Consider the following 25,090-nt stretch of genomic DNA (forward strand, 5'->3'; position numbering starts at 1 on the left):
ATGCCTTCCAGACTAGGGAGGATTTCGGCAGACGGTGACACTCTAGGCTGACGTCATGCCCGCCGCAGCCATCGCCCTCGTCGGCGCTCTCGTCTACGGCTCGGCCGACTTCCTCGGCGGCCTCGCCGCGAAGAGGCTGCGCTCGATCGTGGCCACGGCGGTGGCGGCCGCGTCGGGTCTGGTGCTCCTCGTGGCGCTCTACCCGCTGCTCGGCGGCGTCTGGAACGGGCGGGATGCCGCGTGGGGCGTGCTCTCGGGGGTGTTCGGCGCGATCGCCATCGCCCTCTTGTACGCGTGCCTCGCCATCGGCCCGATGAGCATCCTGTCGCCGCTGACCGCCGTCGTCTCGGCGATCGCCCCGATGCTGTGGGGGCTGCTCGTCGACGGCGAACAGCTGAGCGGGCTGGGCTACGCGGGCCTGGGCGTCGCACTGGTTGCGGTGGTGCTTGTCGGATTCATCCCGGGCCAGAAGGCCGTGCGCCCGTCGGCGCGCGGGCTGCTCATGGCCGTCGGCGCGGGACTGGCCATCGGCGCGTTCATGATCGCGATCGACCAGACCTCATCGGCGAGCGGCATCGTGCCGCTCGTGCTCAATCGGGCCACGAGCGCGACGATCACGACGCTGATCGTGCTCGTGCTCCTCCTCGCGGGCAGGAGGCGGGGTCAGCGCATGCACCAGGTGCTCGCCGCTCAGGGCATCGAGCTCGGCGCGACGCCGACCGGGCACGCCGACCTCGAGCATGCGGCCGGCCGAGCCGTCGCCGCCCCTCCCGTGCCGGTCCCCGCGGGCGCCTGGTGGTCCGCCGTCGCGTGCGGCGTGGTCGACGCGTCGGCCAACGCGTTCATGCTCGTCGCCCTGCGGCTCGGCGATCTGTCGGTGGTCTCCGCCCTGACCGCGATGTACCCCGCCGGAACGATCATCCTCGCGGCGCTCGTGCTGCGCGAGCGCGTCGCCGCCGTGCAATGGCTGGGCCTCATCCTCGCGCTCGCCGCCGGCATACTGCTGGCACTCGCCTGAGGGCGGTCGGCGGTCCGGACGGCAGCCCGTGTTATGGTGGAGGAGCCCTACGGGGCATACCGCACGTCGTGATCCTGCTGCCTCACCGTCGAGCAGTCCATGGACCGATGTCCGCACCGGCGCACAACGCCGCTTCCATTCTCCGCGCGTGGCACGCCCGCGCCCCACAGTCAAGGTTCTCCATGTCTTCCCCCGTTCCCGTTCCCGTCGCCGCCGTGCAATGGCGCCAGGCCGACGACGACGTCCACGTCGCGCACCTCGCCGGTGCGTACGCCGGCTTCGTCGAGGTCACCGTGCACGGATACGCCGCGCACAGCGGCCTCGGCGTCAACCTCGGCATGCACGCGACCCGCGCCGAAGCGGTCGCGGCGGTCGAGGCATCCACTCTTTCGGCGCCGGAGTCCCGCCGCCGTCCCCGCCGTCCGCTCCGCATTCGTCGGCGCGGCACACACGGCCGCTCCGGCGGCCCGCACAACAGAAGGAAAGACACGATGGCCACTGGCACCGTGAAATGGTTCAACGCCGAAAAGGGCTACGGGTTCATTGCACCCGATGACGGCTCCGCCGACCTGTTCGCGCACTACAGCGCGATCACCGGCAACGGCTTCAAGGAACTGCGCGAGGCGCAGAAGGTGGAGTTCGACGCCGAGCAGGGCCCCAAGGGCATGCAGGCAGCCAACATCCGCCCGCTCTGATCTCTCAGAAAACGCGGCCGGGGTCCGTCTGGACCCCGGCCGTTCTGCGTCTGTGCAGGGGCTGTATATTCCGGGGGCCGCACACGCCACCACGTAGGGTGGGCACCAGCGATCGGCAACCGCCTTTGGCTCCACGGCCGAAGCGGTCATGATCGAAGCACAGGTGCTCTCATCTCCTCCACCACCCTCGAGCCGCGGCTCGGGCCCGTTCGTCAGACCTATGCGCGCACCGAGGACTTCCCGCCCCTCACTCGCGCCTTCACGGATGTGTCGCAGGTCGCCCGCGAGAGCGGGCTGCTCGCCCGCACACCGTGGTTCTACGCCTTCGTCGGTCTGCTGATAGCCCTCGGCTTCGGCGGAGCCGTGACGGGCTTCGTGCTCCTGGGTGCCAGCTGGTTCCAGCTGCTGATCGCCGGCGGACTCGGCATCCTCTTCACGCAGGTCGCCTTCCTGTCGCACGAGGCCGCACACCGCCAGATCCTTTCCTCGGGACCCGCGAACGACCGCCTCGCGCGGCTGCTGGGCAACGGCGTCGTCGGCATGAGCTATTCATGGTGGAGCAGCAAGCACACCCGCCACCACGCCAACCCGAACCGGGTCGGTCGCGACCCCGACATCGAAATCGACACGATCTCGTTCCTGGATGAGGATGCCGCGACCGCGCGCGGTCTGCGCCGCGCGATCACCCGCAGGCAGGGCTGGCTCTTCTTCCCGCTGCTGGCCTTCGAGGGCATCAACCTGCATCGGCTCGCCCTGGTCCACCTCCTGGGACGCAAGCCCGTCAAGGGACGCTGGGCCGAGCTGGGGCTCATCGCCGCGCGCTTCGCGGTCTTCGTCGTGCCGGTGTTCCTGCTGCTGCCGCTGGGCATGGCGTTCGCCTTCCTCGGCGTGCAGCTCGCTGTCTTCGGCATCTACATGGGCGCTTCGTTCGCGCCGAACCACAAGGGCATGCCGGTCATCGACCGCACGGCGAAGCTCGACTTCTTCAGCAAGCAGGTGCGCACCTCGCGCAACATCACCGGCGGCTGGTGGGCGACCTGGCTGATGGGCGGCCTCAACTACCAGGTCGAGCACCACCTGTTCCCGAACATGCCGCGACCGCACCTCGCCCGCGCCCGCGAGATCGTTCGCGAGCAGTGCGCGACGCTCGACGTGCCCTACGTGGAGACGAGTCTGTGGCGCTCGTACGCGATCGTGATCGCCTACCTCAACCGGGTGGGGCTGGCTGCACGCGATCCGTTCGACTGCCCGATGGCGTCGTCGTACCGGCGCGTCTGACCCGGCCTCCACACGACGAAGGCCCCCTCTTGCGAGGGGGCCTTCTGCGTGAGCCGCCTGTCGGAATCGAACCGACGACCTGTTCATTACGAGTGAACCGCTCTGCCGACTGAGCTAAGGCGGCGTGCGCTGTGCACGATGATCGATCTTACATGGTCGCGGGGCGACCCGTGAAATCGTCCGGGCTCAGTCGCAGCGCACGTCGCCGTCGGGCACCGTGCCGTCCACGAAGTAGTCGTTCACGGCGTCGTCGACGCAGCTGTTCCCCTTGTTGAAGCCGGTGTGTCCCTCGCCGACGCGGGTGATCAGGATGCCGGAATCCAGCTGCTTGGCCAGCGCCTGCGCCCACGTGTACGGCGTCGCCGGATCGTTCGTCGTGCCGATCACGAGGATCGGGCCGGCACCGGCCGCGTGGATCTCCTCGCGCACGCCCGTCGCCTTTGCCGGCCAACTCTCGCAGCCGTCGATGTCGACGTTCCAGTACGGAGCGATCGTGGGAGCCTTCGCCTTCAGCGTCGCCTGCGCAGCCGCGATCTGCGCGTCGGTGGCGTCATCCGGGTAGTCCATGCAGTTGTAGGCGGTGAAGGCCTCCTGCGAGTTGTCCTGGTACTTGCCGTCGACGCGGTTGTAGTAGAAGTCGGCGAGCTGGAAGGCGATGCCCGGGTTGCCCTGGGCGATGCCCGCGAGCGACTGGGTGAGGTACTGCCAGCTGTCCTGCGAATACAGCGCCGCCACGATCGAGGTGACCATGGCATCGGCGCCGAGCATGCGCCCATCGGTGTTGCGCAGCGGCGCCTTGTCGACCTTGGCCAGCATCGCACCCAGGCTGGACATCGCGTCGTCGACGGTGCCGGAGAACGGGCATCCCCGGGTCTTCAGACACGAGGCCATGTAGGCGCGCAGCGCGGACTCGAACCCGACGCCCTGGGTGGTGCTCACGTCGAGCCCCGAGGTCGAGGGATCGAGTGCACCGTCGAGCACGAAGCGACCGACCTTTTCGGGGTAGAGCTTGGCGTACGTGGCTCCGAGGAAGGTGCCGTACGAGTAGCCGAGATAGTCGAGCTTCTTCTCACCGAGCACGGCACGCATGAGGTCCATGTCGCGCGCCGCGAACTCGGTGGTGATGTAGGGAAGGATGCCGCCGCTGTTCTCCTCGCACGCCTGCGCGAAGCCCTTCGCGGACGCGAGCACCTCTTCGCGCCACTGGGCGGTGTTGCGCGGCGCACTCGGGATGTCGAACAGGTAGGCGTCCATCTGCGCGTCGTCGTAGCACTTCACCGCGGTCGATCCGCCCACACCGCGCGGGTCGAAGCCGATGACGTCGTAGTGCTCGGACAGGGTGGAGCCCACCGCGTAGTCGAGCGAGTCGCGGATCAGCTCGACCCCGCTCGCGCCCGGGCCACCCGGGTTGACCAGCAGAGAGCCCTCGGAGGTGCCGGTGGCGCTGTGCTTGATGATCGACAGCGAGACCTTGCCCTTGCCGGGGTCGTTCCAGTCGAGCGGTGCGTCGATGTGGGCGCACTGGTCGGAGCTCGCGCACGGCGACCAGTCGATCGTCTGCGTGTAGAAGGGCAGCAGCTCGGACGCCACGCCCTCGGCGTCGGGCGTCGCGCTTGTCGACGGCTGCGACGAGGTCGCTCCCCCGTCGGGCAGGAAGGTGAACAGGCAGCCGGTCAGGGTGACGGATGCCACCGCTGCGCCGGCGAGCACGGCCAGCAGACGGGTCTTGGTCTTCACGGGGTCCTTCCGCTTGCGACGGTGATGAGCATGCTCTCCAGTGCGAGCGCCGGAGCGACGTTCTGCTCGATGTTCTTGCGCGTGGTCGAGATCGCGTCGAGCACCACGAGGGTGCGGGCGGGCTCCCACGCCTCGGCGACGGTGCGCAGCTCGGCCTCGAGTTCGCTGTTGATGAGGTCGCCGTCCCTGCCGAACTGCAGCATCAGCACATCGCGGTACATCGACTGCAGGTCGGTGAGCACGCGGTCGACGCCGTCGCGACGGCTACGGGTCGCCCGGCGCTTCTGCTCGTCTTCGAGAGCCTTCAGCTGCGAGCGCACGGCGGGCGGCACCGCGGCGCCGGGTGCGACGCCGAAGGTCGTCAGCAGCTGGGTGCGCTCTGCCTCGTCGCGCTCGGTCGTCAGCGCCTTGGCGTCGTCGGAGGCGCCGGCGTCGATCTGCGCGGCGGCCTCGACGGCCGTCGACACGCCGCGGACCTTCAGCACCGCACGCAGCATCGCGTCGCGCCGTTCGCGGGATGCCGCGTCGGTCGCCAGTCGCTGCGCCATGCCGATGTGGCGCTGCGCGTGTCGCGCGGACTGCTCGGCGATCTGCGTGTCGACGCCGGTGCGTTCGGCCACGAGCGCCGCCACGTCGGCGATCTCGGGGTCGCGCAGACGCAGCACCCGCACGCGCGACCGGATGGTCGGCAGCAGGTCGGCGTCGCTGGGCGCGCACAGCACCCAGATCGTGCGCTCGGGCGGCTCTTCGAGCGCCTTCAGCAGCACGTTCGAGGTGCGCTCGCTCATGCGATCGGCGTCTTCCATCACGATCACGCGGTAGCGGCCCAGGGACGGCGCGAAGTACGAGCGCTCGACGAGTGCGCGCGCGTCTTTGATGGAGATGATCACGCCCTCGGTGCGCAGAGCCGTGTAGTCAGGATGGGTGCCGGCGAGCACCTGGCGCATGACGCGCTCGTCGCCCGGTTCGGCGATCAGCGCCGCGGCGAACGCGCGCGCGATCGTCGAGCGCCCCGAACCGGGCGGGCCGGTGATGAGCCACGCGTGCGTGAGCTCGGCGGGGTCGGATGCCGCGGCCTGCAGCGACCGCACGGCCGCCTCCTGCCCCCACACCTCGCCCCAGGGGACGGCGCCGTCGTGGACGCGGGTCACGGTGTCGGTGGCGGCGTCCATGCGGACCAGCCTAACCGGGGCGCGCGACACCGCGCGTCAGGCGAGGCGCTCGGCGACGCGGGTGCGCACGAGCTCGGCGATCCGCTCGACGGGCTGCGCGGCATCCACCACCAGGAATCGATCGGGCTCGGCGTCTGCCAACTCCAGGAACGCAGTGCGCACGCGGGCGTGGAAGTCCGCCTTCTCGGCTTCGAGCCTGTCGAACGGCTTGTCGTCGGCGTCGAGTCGGCGCCGCGCCGAGGCCTCGTCGAGGTCGAGCAGCACCGTCACGTCGGGCAGCAGTCCCTCGACCGCCCACAGCGACAGCCGGCGCACGTCGTCGGGGTCGAGCACGCGCCCGGCACCCTGATAGGCGACCGACGAGTCGAGGTACCGGTCCTGGATGACCGCCGCCCCGCGCCCGAGTGCCGGCCGGACGACGGTGGCGATATGGTGCGCGCGGTCCGCGGCATAGAGCAGCGCCTCGGCGCGCGGGTCGACGTGCCCGCGATGGTGCAGCACGATGTCGCGGATGCGCTCGCCCACCTCGGTGCCGCCCGGCTCGCGCGTGCGCACGACCTCACGACCGCGCTCGCGCAGCCACTGCTCGAGGAGCGCCGCCTGCGTGGTCTTGCCGACGCCGTCGCCGCCCTCGAACGTGACGAACAGTCCGGTCACTTCTTCTTCGCCGCGGGCTTGCGGGTCGTCGTCTTCTTGGCGGCCGGCTTGCGCTTGGGCGCCGGGCCCTTCGCCCGCTTGTCGGCGAGCAGCTGCACGGCCCGAGCGAAGTCGACGGCCATCGCGTCCTCGCCGCGCGGCACCGTCGCGTTCGTCTCGCCATCGGTGACGTACGGTCCGAAGCGCCCGTCGCGCAGCTTGATCGGCTTGCCGCTGACCGGGTCGGCCTCGAACTCCTTGAGCGCACTCGACGCGCGCCGTGCGCCGTACTTGGGCTGCTTGTAGCGTTCGAGCGCCTCATCGAGCGTGATGTCGAACAGCTGCTGCTCGGAATCGAGCGTGCGCGAGTCCGTGCCCTTCTTCAGGTAGGGACCGTACCGGCCGTTCTGCGCGGTGATCTCCTCGCCCGATTCGGGGTCGGCGCCCACGACGCGCGGCAACGACAGCAGCTTCAGCGCGCTCTCGAGGTCGATCGTGTCCACCGACATCGTCTTGAACAGCGACGCGGTGCGGGGCTTGGGTGCCGCGGCCTTCTTCGCGCCCTTCTTGGCGGGCGTGGCGGCCGCCTCGGCGATCTCGCCGGTCGCGGCATCCACCTCCTCGTCCGTCGGCGGGTCGTTCTCCTGCACGTACGGGCCGTAGCGGCCGTCCTTGACGACGATGATCTTGCCGTTGTCGGGGTTCTCGCCGAGCACCCGATCGCCGGCGACCGGAGCATCGATGAGCTCCTGCGCCTTGGCGGCGGTCAGCTCGTCGGGGGCGAGCTCTTCGGGGATGTTCACCCGGCGCGGGTCGGCGTCGGGATGCTCGGGGTCGGTGACCTCGAGGTACGGACCGTAGCGGCCGATGCGCAGCACGGCGTTGTCGGTGACGCGCGTGGAGTTCAGCTCACGCGCATCGATGTCACCGAGGTTGTCGACGATGGTGCGCAGACCCGTATGGTCGTCGGAGCCGAAGTAGAAGTCCTTGAGCCAGTCGACGCGCTTGCGCTCGCCGCGCGCGATGGCGTCGAGATCGTCTTCGAGCGCCGCGGTGAAGTCGTAGTCGATCAGCTCGGTGAAGTGCTGCTCGAGCAGTCGCACGACGCTGAACGCGACCCAGCTGGGCACGAGGGCCTGCCCGCGCTTGGTGACGTAGCCGCGCGCGATGATCGTGTCGATGATGCTCGCGAAGGTCGACGGGCGTCCGATGCCCTTCTCCTCCAGCGCCTTCACCAGCGACGCTTCGGTGTAGCGCGGCTTGGGGTTCGTGGCGTGCCCCTTGGGCTCGACCTCGCGGACGGCGAGCACGTCACCGACGGCCATCTGCGGCAGCGCCTGGTCGTCGTGCTTGTCGGAGTCGGAGCGCTTCTCGTCGCGGCCCTCTTCGTACGCCTCGAGGAACCCCTTGAAGGTGTAGACGGTGCCGGATGCCGTGAACTCGGCGGTCTTCTCGGCCAGCGGGATCTCGAGCGTCACGGTGGTGGTCTCGTACGTCGCATCGGACATCTGGCTGGCGACCGTGCGCTTCCAGATCAGGTCGTACAGGCGCAGCTCGTCGCGATCCAGGGAACCCGACACCGACGACGGCGTGCGGAAGTGCTCGCCGGACGGACGGATGGCCTCGTGGGCCTCCTGCGCGTTCTTGCTCTTGCTCTTGTAGACGCGCGGGTTCAGCGGCACCGCCTTGGGTCCGTACAGCTCCACAGCCTGCTCGCGCGCGGCCTGCACGGCCTGCGTCGACAGGGCCGTGGAGTCGGTGCGCATATAGGTGATGTACCCCTTCTCGTACAGGCGCTGGGCGACGCTCATCGCGTGCTTGGCGCTCATCGAGAGCTTGCGGCCGGCCTCCTGCTGCATGGTCGAGGTGGTGAACGGCGCGTAGGGACGTCGGGTGCCCGGCTTCGATTCGACCTTGGTGACGGATGCCTCACCCGCCGCCGAGACCTCCTCGGCGAGCGCGCGGGCGGCGGCCTCATCGAGCACGACGACGGCCTTCTTGAGCGCGCCGGCGTCGGTGAAGTCGGAGCCGCGGGCGATCGGCGCCCCGCCCAGGCGCACGAGCTGGATGCCGAATGCATCCGTCTCCTTCGCGGCGGTGGCCGTGACATCCCAGTACGAGGCGGACACGAACGCGATGCGCTCGCGCTCGCGGTCGACGACCATGCGGGTCGCTGCGGACTGCACGCGTCCGGCCGACAGGCCCTGCTGCACCTTCAGCCAGAGGACCGGCGAGACGTCCCACCCGTAGAGACGGTCGAGGATGCGGCGGGTCTCCTGCGCGTCGACGAGGTTGAGGTCGAGCTCGCGCGTCTTGTCGACCGCGGCGCGGATCGCGTCCTTGGTGATCTCGTGGAAGACCATGCGCTTGACCGGCACCTTGGGCTTGAGCGCCTCGAGGAGGTGCCAGGCGATGGCCTCGCCCTCGCGGTCCTCATCGGTGGCGAGCAGGAGCTCGTCGCTCGTCTTGAGTGCGCGCTTGAGCTCGGCGACCGTCTTCTTGCCACGCTCGGACTCGACGTAGTACGGCGAGAAGTCGTTCTCGATGTCGATCGAGTAGCGTCCCACCGAGGTCTTCTTCAGCTCGGCCGGGATCGCTTTGCGGTCGGCGAGGTCACGGATGTGACCGACGGAGCTGAGCACCTCGTAGCCGTCGCCCAGGTAGCCCTGGATCGACTTCATCTTCGTCGGGGACTCGACGATGACGAGCTTCTTGCCGTGTGCCAAAGGGGTGGTCCTTTCTTCGAAGCACACCATACACACAGATTCCTGAGTGCGGCGCCGCATCGGTCTCAGGCGAAGACCGCTATACGCGCGTGCGTGATCACCCGGACATCGGCTCGGGCGGACCCGCCCGCGCCGTCGCGGTCGCCACGAGCACGCCGAACGGCACCGTCACGGTCACCGTCGCCACAAGCCCGTCGACCGCGCACGAGGTCACGGCCGCTCCCCCGGCCTCGGCGACGCGCGACGCCAGTTCGCACGGCACGCCGAGGACCGCTCCCGAGGCGCCGTCGGCCGCGGCGAGCGCCGCCGCGTCGGCCGCATCGGCCGCGCGTTGCGACTGCACGGCTGCGCCGCCGACGGCCGCCAGGCCCACGGTGAGCGCCGCCGCGCAGCCGATGGCGCCGACGGCGAGGACGGTGCCCGGCATCAGCCGGCACCCCTCGGTGCGGTGCGACAGCGCCCTCTCGGGCCCCGATGCCCGCTCACAGCCCGCCCGCCAATGCACACGAGTCGGCGTGCAGAGTGAGCGCCACGAGCGGAACACCCGCCGACGCCGAGGCCCGCACGCAGACGAGGTCGTCGCGGTGACTCACGGTGGCATGGGCCCCCGCCACGGCGTCACCCACAGCCGCCGAGGCCCGCGACACCGGCTCGCCGCGCGCCACGAGACGCGCGGCGTCGGCCGCGGCATCCTGCAGCCGCACCTGCCGACCGCACGCGCCCAGCAGCGAGGCGCCCAGCGCGAGCACGAGGACGACCGCCGGGAGGACGACCGCGAACTCGGCGGTCACCGAGCCGCGGTCGTCCTGCCGTGCGCTCATGACACCGTCAGCGCGCGGTGGACCAGATCGGTCAGGATGCCGCGGACCTCGTCGGAGCGCATGATGACGACCAGGAGTCCTGCGAATGCGACGGCCGCCATCGTCGCGATGGCGTATTCGGCGGTCGCCGCGCCGGCGTCATCGGGCACGTCGAGGAACAGGCGCTCGGCGCGTCGGCGGGTGAGGGTGGGAATGCTCATGGCGTTCTCCTTATACATAGGGATGGGTGGGCACGTTCGTTCACAGCGACAGCGGAGTGGTCGACAGCACGCTCAGGAGCATGGGCGCCACGCCGAGCAGCAGGAAGGCCGGCAGCGTGCACACGCCCAGGGGCACGAGCAGCGACGACGACAGGCGCGCCGCGCGCAGGCGCCCCTCGGTGCGCGCGCGGTGCCGGGCCAGCCCTGCCGCCGCCCGAAGGAGTTCGGCCGCCGGCACGCCGGCGCTGTGGGAGAGGGTCAGGATGCCGCGGGTCTCGGCATCGGGCTCGCCGGCACCGGTCGCCGCCACCAGGCGTGAGGCGCGCTCGAGCGACGCGCCGCCCGAGAGCGCGATCGCCATGAGGTCGGCGCCGAGACCCGCCACCGCCTCGTCGGGGTCGGCGCGGCGCACGAGGCGTCGGTTCCAGCGGTGCGCGGCCAGGATGAGACCGACCCCGCCCGCCGCGCACGCGATGCCGATCGGGTCGGTGACCAGGGTCTGCAGGGTGTCGAATCCCAGCGCCGCGCCCAGCGCGACCGCGACAAGCGGGAGCCAGGCCATGAGCCGCGCCGTCCCGGCGGGCTCGGCCAGAGCGATCCGCACTTCGTCGCGCGTGCGGGCCGCGTCCTGCAGCGCCGCGGCGATTCCCCGCAGACTCTCGGCCAGCGGCGCACCCACCGTCTCGGCGATTCGCCACGCGGCGGCGACATCGCCCCACCCCGGCAGCGTCTCGATCGCCGAGGGCACGTCGTCGCCGGCGGCCAGTCTCGTGGCGACCGCGGCGGCCGCGGCATCCCCCGCCTCCGCGAGGTATCGCCAGGCATCGGCGGGCGCGACTCCCGCCTGCAGCAGCACGGCCAGCCGCAGCACCGTGCCGGCATCGGCCCGGCCCGGTGTCGGACGTCGCCTCAGGCCCATGGCAGCTCCTCGATCGCCAGGCGCCCGTCGCGCACGACGGGCCGGCCGGCACCGGCGACCCGGCGCACGCCGTCGCGGCCGCGGTGCAGGTGGATGACACAGCCGATCGCACTCGCGACCTGGCGCGCGAGGGCCGTGTCGCCGAGGCCGGCGAGGGCGCCGAGCGCCTCCAACCGCGCCGGCACATCGGCCAGGCTGTTCGCATGGAGTGTGCCTGCGCCGCCGTCGTGGCCGGTGTTCAGAGCGCTGAGCAGCTCGCGCACCTCCTCGCCGCGGCACTCGCCCACCACCAGCCGGTCGGGTCGCATGCGCAGGGCCTCGCGCACCAGGCGGGCCAGCCCGACGCCGCCGGCGCCCTCGAGATTGGGCTGCCGTGCCTCGAGCGAGACGTGATGCGGGTGATCGGGCGCCAGCTCAGCGACGTCCTCGATCGTCACGATGCGCTCCGTCGACGGCACCCGTGAGAGCAGCGCCGACAGCATCGTCGTCTTGCCGGTGCCCGCGGCCCCCGTGATGAGGAGATTCTCGCGGGCGACGATGAGCCCCTCGAGACGCGCACGCCCCGCGGCATCGACGGCACCCGCGCGTTCGAGGCCGGAGAGATCGAGCCGGACGCGGCGCGGCACCCTGATCGAGACGAGCGTGCCGCCGCGGGCGATCGGCGGCAGCACGGCATGCACGCGCAGCCCGCCGTCGAGCCGCACATCGACCGCGGGATGCGCATCGTCGATGTGCCGACCGCCCAGGCCGATCAGGGCGACGGCCAGTTCGCGCACCTCGGTCTCACCGGCGCGCCAGCGCACCGCCTGCTCGGCACCGCACCCGCGGTCGACGAACAGCCCGGCCGCCCCGTTCACGAACAGATCGGTGACATCCGCGTCATCGAGGAACTCCGCGAACGGAGCGAGAGCGGGCGGCCAGCCCTGCGACGGGGTCGTCGTGTCGGTCGAGAGACCACCGGAGCCGGGAGTTTTCTCCGCCGCGGCCTCCGCCGCCCCGACCACCACCGGGCGCTCGGGCGCACGATCGGCCCCGGGACGGGGACGGGCGACGAACGGCTCGGGCATGCATCGAATCTAGGAAGCGCCGACGCCGTCGGGAGGCCGTCCCGCGACATCCGTGGACAACTCGCCGGCCACCCCCACCTGGGGAGGAACCGGCGGCCCGTCTCGAGCGCGCATCGGCATCGGCGCGCAGAAGGCGCCGGAAAAGGAGGGCGGCATCCCATGGGGGGAATGGGATGCCGCCACGCGCAACACCACAATCGGGGGGTGGTCGGGTGCTGCAATGCCAGAATCGAATGTTCGGCCGAGGATGAGCATACGCACTTTCTGCGTGCCTGCCAAACAAATCCTGCCGATCCATGACGATATATCAGGTTCCGATTTCCTCATTTCACGCACTGGACAACGACACCGACCACCCACTAACGGAGGTAGTCGCACCCAGACCGGCGGAGTAGATTGACCGCGGCCCCGGACGACACCCGATGTCGCCGGAAGACTGTCCCTCGCAAAGGAGCGCATTATGAGCAGTACCATCGACCATCTCCTCGACGAACAGCGGCAGTTCGCGCCGTCACCCGAGTTCGCAGCCCACGCCAACGGGACGGCCGAGCTCTACGAGCGTGCGGCCGCCGACCGCGAGGGCTTCTGGGGCGATCAGGCGCGCGAGCTGCTGCACTGGCACAAGCCGTTCACCGAGGTGCTCGACTGGTCGAACGCGCCGTTCGCGAAGTGGTTCGGCGACGGCGAGCTCTCGGTGGCCTACAACTGCCTCGACCGCCACGTCGAAGCCGGCAACGGCGACCGCGTCGCGCTGCTGTTCGAGGGCGAGCCCGGCGACGAGCGTCGCATCACCTACGCCGAGCTGACCCGCGAGGTCAAGAAGGCCGCGAACGCCCTCGAGGGGCTGGGCATCGGCCACGGCGACCGCGTCGCCATCTACATGCCGCTGATCCCCGAAGCGGTCATCGCCATGCTCGCGTGCGCGCGGATCGGCGCGATCCACTCCGTCGTGTTCGGCGGGTTCTCGGCCGACAGCCTGCGTTCGCGGGTGGATGACGCGGCCGCCCGCGTCGTGATCACGGCCGACGGCGGCTACCGCAAGGGCAAGGTCTCGGCGCTGAAGCCCGCCGTCGACCAGGCCCTGGCCGACCGCGGCAGCGGACCGCAGGAGACCGTCGAGCACGTGATCGTGGTCAAGCGCGGCGGCAACGACGTCGAGTGGAACGACGACCGCGACCTGTGGTGGCACGATGTGGTCGACGCCGCCTCCGACGAGCACGACGCGCCGGCCTTCCCCGCAGAGAACCCCCTGTACATCCTGTACACGTCGGGCACGACCGGGAAGCCCAAGGGCGTCATCCACACCTCCGGCGGCTACCTCACGCAGGCGGCGTTCACGAACAAGTACACGCTCGACATCCACCCCGAGTCCGACGTGTTCTGGTGCACGGCCGACATCGGCTGGGTCACCGGACACACCTACGTCGTCTACGGCCCGCTTGCGCTGGGCGCGACCCAGGTCATCTACGAGGGCACCCCCGAGTTCCCCCAGCCGGGTCGCTGGTGGGACATCATCGAGAAGTTCGGTGTGTCGATCCTCTACACGGCGCCCACGGCGATCCGCTCGTTCATGAAGCAGGGGCGGCAGATCCCGCAGGAGCGCGACCTGTCGAGCCTGCGCCTGCTCGGATCGGTCGGCGAGCCCATCAACCCCGAGGCGTGGGTCTGGTATCGCGACATCATCGGCCACGGCGAGACCCCGATCGTCGACACGTGGTGGCAGACCGAGACCGGCGCGACCATGGTGGCGGCGCTTCCCGGCGTCACTGCGACCAAGCCGGGCTCGGCCCAGGTCCCGCTGCCGGGCATCCTCGTCGATGTGGTCGACGAGAGCGGCGAGCCGGTCGAGAACGGCAACGGCGGTCTGCTCGTGGTCACCGCGCCGTGGCCGTCGATGCTGCGCGGCGTCTGGGGAGACCCCGAGCGCTTCAAGGAGACATACTGGGCCAAGTTCGCCGACAAGGGCTATTACTTCGCCGGCGACGGCGCCCGCAAGGACGAGGACGGCGACATCTGGCTGCTCGGCCGCGTCGATGACGTCATGAACGTCTCGGGCCACCGACTGTCGACCACCGAGATCGAGTCGTCGCTGGTGGCGCACGAGGCCACCGCCGAGGCCGCGGTCGTCGGCGCCAAGGACGAGACGACCGGCGAGGCCGTGGTGGCGTTCGTGATCCTCAAGGAGAGCTACCTCTCCCAGCACACGCCGGAGGGCCTCGCGACGCAGCTGCGCTCGTGGGTCAGCGAGCAGATCGGGCCGATCGCCCGCCCGCGCGACATCTACATCGTCAGCGAGCTGCCCAAGACCCGTTCGGGCAAGATCATGCGGCGCCTGCTGCGCGACGTGGCCGACGGCAAGGAGGTCGGCGACACCACGACGCTGGCCGACACCGCGGTCATGAGCGTGATCTCGGCACAGGTGAAGTAGCCGCACGGCATACGCGAAGGGCCGGTGCCGGGAGATCCCCGGGCACCGGCCCTTCGCGATGGTCCGCGGACTACGCGAACGAGAAGACGACCTCGACCTCGACGGGCGAGTCCAGGGGCAGCACGGGCGCGGCGACGGCCGAACGCGCGTGGCGGCCGGCCTCGCCGAATACCTCGCCCAGCAGCTCGCTCGCGCCGTTGATGACGCCGGGCTGGCCGGTGAAGTCGGGGGTGGATGCCACGAACCCGACGACCTTCACGACGCCGGTGAGGCGATCGACCCCGCCGACGGCGGCCGCCGCGGCGGCGATGGCGTTCAGCGCCGACTGCCGTGCGTACGCCGTGGCGTCGTCGGGCGACACCTCGCCGCCGACCTTGCCGGTGGCGGGCAGCCTGCCGCCGCTCATCGGCAGCTGGCCGGACGTGTAGACGAGGTCGCCGTGCACGATCGCCGGGATGTAGGCCGCCACGGGCGGGACGACGGCGGGCAGCTCGATGCCCAGGTCTGCGAGCGTCTGCGACACGGTCATGGTCAGTTCCCCTCGAACCGGCGCGCGGCGTCGGCCGCGGCATCCAATCCCGCATTCGTCGACGAGCCGTCGGCGACCGGGCGCTTCAAATAGGCGACGAGACCGCCCTCGGGGCCGGGGACGACCTGGACGAGCTCCCATCCCTGCTTGCCCCAGTTGTTGAGGATGGCGGCGGTGTTGTGGATCACCAGCGGTGTGGTGAGGTACTCCCAGGCGGTCATCGCGACGCGGGCTCCTTCGGCAGGGTTTCACAGGATTCACGACGGAGACTCCTGGAGGCATCGCCCAGATATCTCCTTTACGATCAACCCTATGCCCCACTCGAAACGCAAGGCATCCGGCGTGCTCGGCGGCGTCCTCGGCCTCATCGGCCTGAGCGCTGTCGCCGGTGTCCTGATCACTGCGACGGTCACCCCCGCCGTCGCCGTCACCAGTGCCGCCGCCACCGGTGCGATCGACATGTTCAACAACCTGCCGAGCGTGCTGCAGATCGACAAGATGATCCTGCCGTCGAAGATCTACTACACCGACGACAAGGGCAAGAACACCCTGATGGCGACCTATTACGACCAGAACAGGACGCCGGTGACCTTCGATCAGGTCGACAGCGTCATGTACGACGCGCTGCTGTCGAGTGAGGACCCCCGGTACTACGAGCACGGCGGCATCGATCTCATCGGCACGACCCGCGCGCTGCTCTCGAACATCAAGGGCGGATCGCAGACCCAGGGCGGGTCGTCGATCAGCCAGCAGTACGTCAAGAACGTGCAGCTGAACAAGTGCTACTGGTCGGCCACCACCGACGAGGAACTCAACGCGTGCTGGCTGAAGGCCAGCGACAGCAGCGGGGCCTCCGGCTATGAGCGCAAGCTGCAGGAGATGCGGTATGCCATCTCGCTCGAGCAGAAGTACTCGAAGAACGACATCCTGATCGGCTACCTGAACCTCGCGAACTTCGGCGGCACCACCTACGGCATCGAGGCCGCCGCGTGGCATTACTTCGGTGTGCACGCGAAGGACCTGAACCTCTCGCAGGCGTCTGCCCTGGCCGGCATGGTGCAGAACCCCAACACCTACCGCATCGACATGGAGAAGGGGTCGGTCACCGACGCCGACGGCAACGGCGTCAACTCCAAGAAGGACGGCTACAAGCTGACCAAGCAGCGGCAGACGTATGTGCTCGACCGCATGCTCGCCGACGGCAAGATCACCCAGAAGCAGCATGACGACGCCGTCAAGGCGCCGATCAAGCCCAAGATCACCGACGTGCAGAACGGGTGCTCCGCCGGCTCGGCCGCGTACTTCTGCCAGTACGTGACGGCCGTGCTCGAGCAGGACGAGAACATCGGGCCCGAGCTGCTGCAGAAGGGTGGGCTGAAGATCTACACCACCCTCGACCCGGAGGTGCAGAAGGCCGCGCAGAAGGCCCAGAACGACATCGTGCCCGCGTCGGTGAAGGGCTACGACACCACGAACGACGCGACCTTCGGCTCGACCTCGGTGAGTGTGGAGGCGAGCACCGGACGGGTGCTGGCCATGGCCCAGAACACGAAGTTCACCACGAGCAACACCGCGAAGAACGGCAAGACGCAGATCGTCTATGCGGGCAGCAAGAAGTACGGCGGATCGAGCGGCTTCAACGCCGGTTCGACGTTCAAGCTGTTCACCCTGCTCGACTGGCTCGACAAGGGGCATTCGCTCAACGCGGTGCTCGACGGCACGAAGCACACCCGAGGTCCGTGGACCGACCGGTGCGTCTCGGGCGGCACCTGGAACGTGCAGGCCGACATCCACAACTATCAGCAGAGCCGCGGCTACTACGGCACGCCGGCGAAGTTCACGCGGGACTCGTTGAACACCGGCTTCCTCGAGATGGCCCGCCAGCTCGACCTCTGCGACATCGGTGAGGTCGCGGAGAGCCTGGGGGTCACCCGCGGTGACGGCACCCCCATCCCGCTGACCACCGACGGCACGTCCTCGAACTCCGCCGACAACCCGGCGCCGTACGAGGTCATCGGCTCCGACAACGTCTCGCCGCTCGCGATGGCGGCCGCCTACGCAGCCGTCGCCAACAAGGGCAAGTACTGCGAGCCCAAGGTGATCGACAAGATCACCGACTCCGACGGCGAGGCCGTCGCCATCCCCGAGACCACGTGCACGCAGGTCATCGACCCCAAGGTCGCCGCCACCGCCGCGTACGCGCTGAAGGGCCCGCTCGCGGCGGGCGGATCCGGCTCGGCCGGAAACCCGAACGACGGCACCGAGCTCATCGGCAAGACCGGTACGCACGAGGACTACCAGACGTGGCTCATCACCTCGAGCACGAAGGTGACCACCGCGAACTGGGTCGGCAGCGTGAAGGGTCAGGTTCCGCTCTACAACCTCTACGCGAACGGCTGGCAGACGCTGAACACGCTGCGCTTCAACCTCGGAAGCCAGATCCAGGGCGCCATCGACAAGATCTACAAGGGCGGCTCGTTCCCCGAGCCCGACTCGAACCTGACGCGTCAGGTGATGGTGAACCTGCCCTCCGTGGTCGGCAAGTCGATCGACGACGCCACGAAGACGCTGGAGGATGCCGGATTCCAGGTGAAGGTCGGCAAGGAGGTCGACTCGAGCGTGGAGAAGGGCAAGGTCGCCGCCCAGAGCCCCGAAGCGGGCAAGACCGCCGGCGGCACCCTCGTGACGCTGAGCCCGAGCAACGGCGAAGGACTCGAGGTACCCGACGTGAGCGGCCAAGCGCCCGAGCAGGCCGTCGCCTCCCTCCGCGCGATGGGCTTCAGCAGCGTGACCTCGGCGTGCACGCAGCAGGACGGCGCGGCGGGCACCGTGACGGGAACCTCGCCGGCCGCGGGCACCTCCGCCAAACGCGACACCGCCATCACCGTCAACTACGCGGCGGACAGCTGCGACGGCCGCCCCGGCGACAGCAGCGGTCCCGGCGACGGCAACGGCCGCGGCAACTGATGGCGAGTCCCTCGTCGGCGCGCACCGCCCTCACCGTGCTCGGCACGGTGGGGGCGGTCGGCGTCGGCGCCGCCGTCTGGGGCATCGGCATCGAACGGCACCTGTACGCCGTGCGCCGGCATGAGCTGCGCATCCTCCCCCACGGCGCCCGGCCGATCCGCGTTCTGCACCTCTCCGACGCCCACATGGCGCCCTGGCAGCATCGCAAGCAGCGCTGGATCGCCTCGCTCGCGGCTCTGCAGCCCGACGTCATCGTCAACACCGGCGACAACATCGGCCACGCCGACGGGCTCGACGGCGTCCGCACGGCGTTCGCACCGTTCCGCGGCATCCCCGGTGTCTTCGTGCACGGGTCGAACGACCTCGTCGCCCCGGCACCCCGCAACCCGCTCAAGTACTTCCTCGGGCCGTCCGAGCACGTCCCGCACGCGACGAACCTCGATCCCGAGGCCCTCGATGCTTTCCTGCGCGACGAGCTCGGCTGGTCGGACCTGAACAACACCGCGACCACGCTGACGGTGGGCCGGACGCGCATCGACGCCTTCGGCGTCAGCGACGCGCATCGCGACTGGGATCGACTGGATGCCCTGCCCGACGCGATCGGCGCGCTCGGCGCGGGTGCCGATCTGACGTGGGGCGTCACGCACGCGCCGTACCGCCGCGTGCTCGACAGGTTCACGGATCTGGGCGCCGACGTGCTGTTCGGCGGCCACACGCACGGCGGGCAGGTGCGCATCCCGTTCTCGTCAAAGGCGCTCGTCGCCAACTGCGACATCCCGCTCGATCAGGCGCGCGGCCTCTCCCGCTGGACGCACGGCGGACGCAGCGTTCCCCTGAACGTGAGCGCCGGCATCGGCCACTCGATCTACGCTCCGGTGCGCTTCGGCTGCCGACCCGAGGCGTCGCTGATCACGCTGCTGCCCCGGTGACACTCCGCGCGGCATCCACCTGACGTACAGCAAGCCGTCATAGCGTCACAGGGTGCGCAGCGAATGGCCGGAGATGAAACGGACCGTCGGCGGAGTCATCGGCGGGCTGCTCGGCCTCGTCGCGCTCGGGGCCATCACCGGGGTGCTCGTGAGCATGACCATCACGCCCGCGCTCGCGCTCGCCGGGGTGGGCGCCAGCAGCGCGATCACGACCTTCGACAACCTGCCCAGCAAGCTGAAGATCACGAAGCTGCAGCTGCCCACCACGATCTACGCGAAGGATCCGAAGACCGGCAAGGAGAAGGAGCTCACCCGGTACTACGACCAGAACCGCATCCCCGTGACGTGGAAGGAGATCGCGCCGGTCATGTACGACGCGATCCTCTCCAGCGAAGACCCGCGCTTCTACAGCGAGGGCGGCATCGACCTCACCGGCACGGCACGCGCGATCCTCTCCAACGTCCAGGGCGACAGCGACATCCAGGGCGGGTCCACGATCAGCCAGCAGTACGTGAAGAACGTGCTCGTGCAGGACTGCTACAACCACGTCGACGACGAGCAGGATCTGAGCAAGACGCAGAAGCAGAAGAAGATCGAGGAGTGCTACGCGCAGGCCACGAACGACCAGGGCTCCGAGGGGTACGCGCGCAAGCTGCAGGAGATGCGCTACGCGATCGCGCTCACACAGCGGTACTCGAAGAACGACATCCTCATCGGCTACCTGAACATCGCGAACTTCGGCGGCGTCACCTACGGCATCGAGGCGGCCGCGGAGTACTACTTCGGCGTGCACGCGAAGGACCTGAACCTGTCGCAGGCGGCCACGCTGGCCGGCATGGTGCAGAACCCGAACACGTACCGCATCGACATGGCGAAGGGCTCGGTCACGAACGCCGACGGCAAGGCCGTGAACTCCAAGAAGGACGGCTACACGCTGACCAAGCAGCGGCAGCTGTACGTGCTGGGGCGCATGCATCTCGAGGGCAAGATCACCGACGCCGAGTACCAGGCCGCCGTCAAGGCGCCCATCACTCCGCACATCACCGTCCCCAAGACAGGCTGCGGCATCACCGACGCCCCTTACTTCTGCGAGTACGTCACCTCGGTCATCCGCAACGACCCGGCGTTCGGGAAGACCCCCGACGATCGCGAGCAGGCTCTGCGCCAGGGCGGCCTGAACGTCTACACGACCCTCGACTGGAACCTGCAGAAGGTCGCCCAGAAGACCGTGTCGAAGTACGCCCCCAAGAAGGTGAGCGGATTCACGTACGGATCGACGATCGTCAACGTGCAGCCGTCGACGGGAGCGATCATGTCCATCGCGCAGAACACCGACTACAACAGCGTGAAGGCCTCCTCCGGTGAGACGTCGATCGTGTATGCCGGCGACCACAACCAGGGCAACACCTACGGCTTCGCCCCGGGATCGTCGTTCAAGCTGTTCACGCTGCTGGCGTGGCTGCAGTCGGGACGGTCGCTCAACGAGGTCGTCAACGGGACGGTGCGTGTCATCCCGAGTCTGAAGAACTCGTGCCAGGGCAACTGGACGAACTACGAGCACACCATCGTCGGCAACTACCGGAACGAGGCGGGCATCTACGGCACGCCACTCAAGTTCACCGAGGAGTCGCTGAACTCGGGGTACTTCGGCATGGCGGCCGAGATCGACCTGTGTAAGGCGGCGAAGAACGCCGAAGCACTGGGCGTCACGTATGCGAACGGCGACGTCATCCCGATGACGACGCAGACCTCGGTCATCGGGAACACGAAGTACGGCGTCTCGCCGATCGCGATGGCCGGCGCCTACGCGGCCATTGCGAACCACGGCAAGTTCTGCACGCCCTACGTCGTCTCGAAGGTCACCGACATGACGGGCAAAGAACTGAGTGCGCCCGACCACGACTGCACGCAGGTCATCGACCCGAAGATCGCGGCGACCGCCGAGTACGCGCTGCAGACGGTCATGCATCCCGGCGGCACCGCCTCCGTGGCGAACCCCAACGACGGCACCGCCCTGTTCGGCAAGACGGGGACCAACGAGGGCAACCAGACCTGGCTGATCACCTCCAGCACGGCGATGACCTCGCTGGTGTGGTCGGGCGTCGTCGACTCGGGCTCGAAGAAGCTCGAGGACATCGATCTGTACCACTACTGGAAGAACGGCCTCACACTCGCCGACATCCGCTATTCGATGTCGAGGAGCATCCAGAGCGCCGCCGACGAGTACTACCCGGGCAAGTCGCTCGACAAGCCCGAGAAGAAGCTGCTCGTCTACTCCAACCCGTACTATGTGGCGCCGCCGAAGAAGAAGGACGACGACAAGGGCTCCGACAAGAGCGACAGCTCCGACAAGGGGTCGGACAAGGGCTCGACCGGTGACAAGGGCTCGGGCGGCTCGGGCGGCGGCAAGGGGCACGGTCACGGCTGAGGCGCGGCCCCTCGATTTCGGCTGAGGGCCCTGTTCGGGGTAGACTCGAACGGTTGCCACGGGGTGTGGCGCAGCTTGGTAGCGCGCTTCGTTCGGGACGAAGAGGCCGCAGGTTCAAATCCTGTCACCCCGACGCATTGTGGAATGGGCTCGCCTTCGGGCGGGCCCATTGCCGTAGAAAGGACGTCAATGCCCGCACCGCGCCTGGTCGCGTTCGACCTCGACGACACTCTCGCGCCGTCCAAGAGCGCGATCGATCCGCGCATGGGCGAGCTGCTGGTCGCCCTCGCCGAGCGGGTCGAGGTCGCGGTGATCTCCGGCGGGCAGCTGGCGCAGTTCACCGCCCAGGTCGTGGACAGACTGCCGGATGCCGCAGCAGCCGTGCGCGCGCGCATCCACCTCCTCCCCACCTGCGGCACCCAGTACTACCGCCTCACCGAGAACGGCGTGCGCACGGTGTACGCGCACTCCCTCACCGACGACGAGAAGGCGCGCGCGCTGACGGCGATCGAGCAGGAGGCCCGCCGGCTGGGCTACTGGGAGAGCGAGACCTGGGGGCCCATCCTGGAGGACCGCGGGTCGCAGATCACCTTCTCCGCTCTGGGCCAGAAGGCGCCGCTGGAGGCCAAGACCGCCTGGGACCCCACCGGGGCCAAGAAGAACGCGCTGCGGGCGGCCGTGGCCGCTCTGCTGTCCGATCTCGAGGTGCGCAGCGGCGGGTCGACCAGCGTCGACATCACCCACCGCGGCATCGACAAGGCGTACGGCATGCGCCAGCTCGCCGAGCAGACCGGCATCGCCCTCGACGACATGCTGTTCGTCGGCGACCGACTGGATCCCGACGGCAACGACTACCCCGTGCTGGCCGCCGGGGTGCCCTGCCACGCGGTCACCGGATGGGAAGACACCGCCGCCTACCTCGAAGAGCTCATCCCGACCCTGCCCGAACGCTGACGACCCCGTTCATCCGTCGTTGCGCCTGCAGATGGTTAGATTCTTATCGGCGGATCGAGGAGGCGTCACATGGCCGCACGCGTGACCATCACCGAGGTCGCCGCGCGCGCCGGTGTCTCCATCAGCTCGGTCTCGGCCGCGCTCAACGGCCGCCCCGGAGTGTCGGACCGCACCCGCGAGAAGATCGTCGCCCTCGCCGAGGAGCTCGGCTTCGTGCCGTCGGTGCGCGGTCGCAGTCTGGCGGGCAAGCGCACGTACGCCGTCGGGCTGGTCGTGCACCGCGACCCCGATGTGCTCGAGCTCGACCCGTTCTTCGGCGCGTTCATCGGCGGGATCGAGTCGTACATCGACCGGTACGGCTTCGCGCTCGTGCTGCAGACGAGTTCGAGCACGGACCAGGTGCTCGACCGTTACCGCCGACTGGCGGCGGGCCGCCGTGTCGACGGGGTCTTCCTCAACGAGCTCGAGGTCGACGACGCGCGCATCGACGTGGTCCGCGAGCTCGGCCTGCCGGCCGTCGGCATCAACGCCGACGCCGGCTTCCCCCTGCCGAGCGTCCGCCAGGACCACGCCGCGGGAATCCGCGACACCGTCGAGCACCTCGTCGCGCTGGGACACCGCGACATCGCATTCGTGGGCGGGCCACCGCACTATGTGCACTCGCGCCAGCGCGAGCGCGCGTGGCGCGAGAGCATCACCGCCTGCGGGCTCTCACCGCATCGCGTCGCCCCCGGAGCCTTCACCTACGAGAGCGGTCTCGCCGCGGCGGCGCAGCTGCTCGCGGGCGACGAGCGACCCACTGCGGTCGTATGCGCTAACGACCTGTCGGCCATGGGCTTCATCGCCCAGGCCGAGCACCTGGGCCTGTCGGTGCCGCGCGATCTGTCGGTGACCGGCTTCGACGGCATTCAGCTCGGCGCCTATCTGCGCCCCTCGCTGACCACCGTGCAGACCTCGCCCAAGGCATTGGGTGCCGAAGCGGCACGTATGCTCCTCGCTCTGCTGGACGATGTCGACGTCGCAGACACCGAGATCCCCGCGGCCTCGTTCGTCGCCCGCGACTCCACCGGCCCCGCTCCGCGCTGAGACGGTTGCGCCGCGCTGGGGCGTGTGCGACACTGTTCACGCCCGCAACCGAAACGTTTTGGTTCATGCGGTTCTACGGCGGATGCGCCATTTCTGTCATCAACGAGGAAGCAGCGATCACATGGCACGGACACAGAGGCGGCCCTTCCGCCTGACACGAGCACTGACGGCCGTGGCGGCCGTCACAGCGGCGGCGATCAGCCTCGCCGGATGCTCCGGCAGCACATCGGGTGGCGCCGACGCATCGGGCGACCCGTCGGGAGACCTTCAGATCCTGGTCTCCAGCGCGAGCGCGTCGGACGCGGCCTTCACCGCGATCTCCGACGCGTTCCAGAAGAAGTATCCCGATGTGAAGGTGACGCTCTCGACGGTGTCGAACGACAACTACCCGGCGACCAAGTCGTCGCGGCTGACGGCCGGCAACGTCGACATCATCGTCGTGAAGAACTTCGTCGAGGTCCCCGACTTCGCGTCCGACTCGACCTCCGACGACGTGCTCCTGGCCGAGTCCGGCGGCCTCGTCGACCTCACCGACGAACCGTTCATGAAGAACTACACGCCGAGCGTTCTGGACACCCAGGCCATCGGCGGCAAGCAGTACGCCGTCCCCACGGGACTCAGCTATTCGACCGGGGTGTACTACAACAAGGCGATTTTCGAGAAGTACGGGCTCGAGGTGCCGACGACCTGGTCCGAGTTGCAGAAGGTGATGAGCACGCTGAAGGACAAGGGCGTCAGTCCGTTCGGGATCGGCGGCAAGGACAGCTGGCCGGCCGGTCTGGCGATGCTCGGCGCCGTCGGCAGCACCTACCCGACCGCCGACGACAAGAACGCGCTCGTCGCAGGGCTCTGGAAGAACACCGTGTCGCTCACCGACGAGAAGCCGCTGAGCATCCTGCAGAAGACCGAGACGATCTTCCAGAACGCGCAGCCGAACTTCGCCGGCACCGGGTACGACGACATCCCGGCCGGATTCGCGAAGGGCGACTACGCGATGACCATCGACGGCACCTGGAACGAGCCGACGATCGATTCGGCCGTGAACGGCGCGTTCGACTTCGGCTACTTCCCGCTGCCGGTCAGCGACGATGCCGCCGACAACGCGATGCTCAACGGCAAGATCGAGCTGCAACTGGCGGTCTCCTCCGGCGCGAAGAACAAGACCGCCGCGATCGCATGGCTCGACTTCTTCTCCGATCCGGCGAACTACAAGACGTTCCTGGAGAAGTCCGGGTTCTCATCCGCACAGCCCGACATCGCCGCGACCCCGTTCCTGGAGTCGATCGCGAAGTACACGAGCACCTTCCAGCCCGCGTGGGACACGCTCTGGATCGCGAACAACAAGGCGGGGCAGGACGCGGTCTTCCCGTTCAACTACCCCGCGCTCGCACCACTCGGCCCCGATGACGCCTCGCAGGCCGCCGCGGCCGCACAGAAGGCCTGGTCCGCCGCCTTCTGATCCATCCCACGGGCGGCGGCTCCGGCATCCCGGAGTCGTCG

The 25,090-nt window shown here is 69.2% G+C and carries 21 protein-coding genes and 2 tRNA genes; 11 read left to right on the forward strand and 12 right to left on the reverse strand.

Going from position 1 to position 25,090, the window contains the following annotated elements; translation table 11 throughout:
* The first annotated feature begins 55 nt into the window (after window positions 1-55).
* From ABMQ42_RS08485 to ABMQ42_RS08495, 3 genes are all read left to right on the forward strand, one after another.
* Window positions 56-1,018, forward strand: coding sequence for an EamA family transporter (locus ABMQ42_RS08485; RefSeq protein WP_349722509.1), 963 nt, complete (start codon window positions 56-58; stop codon window positions 1,016-1,018).
* 491 nt (window positions 1,019-1,509) lie between these two features.
* Window positions 1,510-1,713 carry a cold-shock protein gene (locus ABMQ42_RS08490; protein WP_275280023.1) on the forward strand — a complete coding sequence of 68 codons (204 nt, stop codon included), beginning with the start codon at window positions 1,510-1,512 and terminating at the stop codon, window positions 1,711-1,713.
* 171 nt (window positions 1,714-1,884) lie between these two features.
* A complete protein-coding gene (locus ABMQ42_RS08495; protein WP_349722718.1) occupies window positions 1,885-2,991 on the forward strand; it encodes a fatty acid desaturase family protein in 1,107 nt (368 codons plus the stop codon).
* 51 nt (window positions 2,992-3,042) lie between these two features.
* Here the strand turns inward: ABMQ42_RS08495 and ABMQ42_RS08500 are convergent.
* The 10 genes from ABMQ42_RS08500 to ABMQ42_RS08545 form a co-directional block, all read right to left on the reverse strand.
* Window positions 3,043-3,115, reverse strand: a tRNA-Thr gene (locus tag ABMQ42_RS08500).
* A gap of 62 nt (window positions 3,116-3,177) precedes the next feature.
* On the reverse strand, window positions 3,178-4,728 hold the full coding sequence (locus ABMQ42_RS08505) for an alpha/beta hydrolase (protein ID WP_349722511.1): 1,551 nt from the start codon (window positions 4,726-4,728) through the stop codon (window positions 3,178-3,180).
* Window positions 4,725-5,900, reverse strand: coding sequence for a DNA polymerase III subunit delta' (locus ABMQ42_RS08510; protein WP_349722513.1), 1,176 nt, complete (start codon window positions 5,898-5,900; stop codon window positions 4,725-4,727). Before ABMQ42_RS08510 ends, ABMQ42_RS08505 begins: the two co-directional genes overlap by 4 nt.
* A 36-nt stretch (window positions 5,901-5,936) precedes the next feature.
* Window positions 5,937-6,557 carry a dTMP kinase gene (tmk, locus tag ABMQ42_RS08515; RefSeq protein ID WP_349722514.1) on the reverse strand — a complete coding sequence of 207 codons (621 nt, stop codon included), beginning with the start codon at window positions 6,555-6,557 and terminating at the stop codon, window positions 5,937-5,939.
* On the reverse strand, window positions 6,554-9,262 hold the full coding sequence (topA, locus tag ABMQ42_RS08520) for a type I DNA topoisomerase (RefSeq protein WP_349722516.1): 2,709 nt from the start codon (window positions 9,260-9,262) through the stop codon (window positions 6,554-6,556). Before topA ends, tmk begins: the two co-directional genes overlap by 4 nt.
* 97 nt (window positions 9,263-9,359) lie before the next feature.
* Window positions 9,360-9,689: an Rv3654c family TadE-like protein gene (locus ABMQ42_RS08525; RefSeq protein ID WP_349722518.1), complete on the reverse strand. Its 330-nt coding sequence runs from the start codon at window positions 9,687-9,689 to the stop codon at window positions 9,360-9,362.
* Window positions 9,690-9,744: 55 nt separating this feature from the next.
* Window positions 9,745-10,083 carry a TadE family type IV pilus minor pilin gene (locus ABMQ42_RS08530; RefSeq protein WP_349722520.1) on the reverse strand — a complete coding sequence of 113 codons (339 nt, stop codon included), beginning with the start codon at window positions 10,081-10,083 and terminating at the stop codon, window positions 9,745-9,747.
* Complete coding sequence (locus tag ABMQ42_RS08535) at window positions 10,080-10,283, reverse strand: DUF4244 domain-containing protein (RefSeq protein ID WP_349722521.1); 204 nt, start codon at window positions 10,281-10,283, stop codon at window positions 10,080-10,082. Before ABMQ42_RS08535 ends, ABMQ42_RS08530 begins: the two co-directional genes overlap by 4 nt.
* Before the next feature lie 40 nt (window positions 10,284-10,323).
* Window positions 10,324-11,202: a type II secretion system F family protein gene (locus ABMQ42_RS08540; RefSeq protein ID WP_349722523.1), complete on the reverse strand. Its 879-nt coding sequence runs from the start codon at window positions 11,200-11,202 to the stop codon at window positions 10,324-10,326.
* Window positions 11,193-12,269, reverse strand: a complete 1,077-nt coding sequence (locus ABMQ42_RS08545; RefSeq protein WP_349722524.1) for a TadA family conjugal transfer-associated ATPase — start codon at window positions 12,267-12,269, stop codon at window positions 11,193-11,195. Before ABMQ42_RS08545 ends, ABMQ42_RS08540 begins: the two co-directional genes overlap by 10 nt.
* Before the next feature lie 460 nt (window positions 12,270-12,729).
* Between ABMQ42_RS08545 and acs the strand changes: the two genes are divergently transcribed.
* The gene (gene acs / locus ABMQ42_RS08550; protein WP_349722526.1) at window positions 12,730-14,697 is read left to right on the forward strand and encodes an acetate--CoA ligase; all 1,968 of its coding nucleotides are present in this window, start codon (window positions 12,730-12,732) and stop codon (window positions 14,695-14,697) included.
* A gap of 70 nt (window positions 14,698-14,767) precedes the next feature.
* Here the strand turns inward: acs and ABMQ42_RS08555 are convergent, their stop codons facing one another.
* Both ABMQ42_RS08555 and sp36 read right to left on the reverse strand, forming a co-directional pair.
* Window positions 14,768-15,226 (reverse strand): RidA family protein, encoded by a 459-nt coding sequence (locus ABMQ42_RS08555; RefSeq protein WP_349722528.1) that lies wholly within the window; start codon window positions 15,224-15,226, stop codon window positions 14,768-14,770.
* A 2-nt stretch (window positions 15,227-15,228) separates the two neighbouring features.
* Window positions 15,229-15,447, reverse strand: a complete 219-nt coding sequence (sp36, locus tag ABMQ42_RS08560) for a Sp36 family protein (RefSeq protein ID WP_349722529.1) — start codon at window positions 15,445-15,447, stop codon at window positions 15,229-15,231.
* A 91-nt stretch (window positions 15,448-15,538) separates the two neighbouring features.
* On the opposite strand from sp36, the gene ABMQ42_RS08565 reads away from it, so the two are divergent.
* From ABMQ42_RS08565 to ABMQ42_RS08595, 7 genes are all read left to right on the forward strand, one after another.
* Window positions 15,539-18,193, forward strand: coding sequence for a transglycosylase domain-containing protein (locus tag ABMQ42_RS08565; protein ID WP_349722530.1), 2,655 nt, complete (start codon window positions 15,539-15,541; stop codon window positions 18,191-18,193).
* Complete coding sequence (locus ABMQ42_RS08570; protein WP_349722532.1) at window positions 18,193-19,122, forward strand: metallophosphoesterase; 930 nt, start codon at window positions 18,193-18,195, stop codon at window positions 19,120-19,122. Before ABMQ42_RS08565 ends, ABMQ42_RS08570 begins: the two co-directional genes overlap by 1 nt.
* Before the next feature lie 73 nt (window positions 19,123-19,195).
* Entirely contained in the window at window positions 19,196-21,550 is a 2,355-nt protein-coding gene (locus ABMQ42_RS08575; protein ID WP_349722533.1) for a transglycosylase domain-containing protein, read from the forward strand.
* A 59-nt stretch (window positions 21,551-21,609) separates the two neighbouring features.
* Window positions 21,610-21,683 (forward strand) — tRNA-Pro (locus ABMQ42_RS08580).
* Between the two features lie 56 nt (window positions 21,684-21,739).
* Complete coding sequence (locus tag ABMQ42_RS08585) at window positions 21,740-22,504, forward strand: HAD-IIB family hydrolase (protein WP_349722534.1); 765 nt, start codon at window positions 21,740-21,742, stop codon at window positions 22,502-22,504.
* 69 nt (window positions 22,505-22,573) lie between these two features.
* Window positions 22,574-23,590: a LacI family DNA-binding transcriptional regulator gene (locus ABMQ42_RS08590; RefSeq protein ID WP_349722535.1), complete on the forward strand. Its 1,017-nt coding sequence runs from the start codon at window positions 22,574-22,576 to the stop codon at window positions 23,588-23,590.
* Window positions 23,591-23,711: 121 nt separating this feature from the next.
* The gene (locus tag ABMQ42_RS08595; protein WP_349722536.1) at window positions 23,712-25,049 is read left to right on the forward strand and encodes an ABC transporter substrate-binding protein; all 1,338 of its coding nucleotides are present in this window, start codon (window positions 23,712-23,714) and stop codon (window positions 25,047-25,049) included.
* The last annotated feature ends 41 nt before the right edge of the window (window positions 25,050-25,090 follow it).

It is taken from the genome of Microbacterium sp. KR10-403 (assembly GCF_040196215.1).
Classification (GTDB): Bacteria; Actinomycetota; Actinomycetes; order Actinomycetales; family Microbacteriaceae; genus Microbacterium.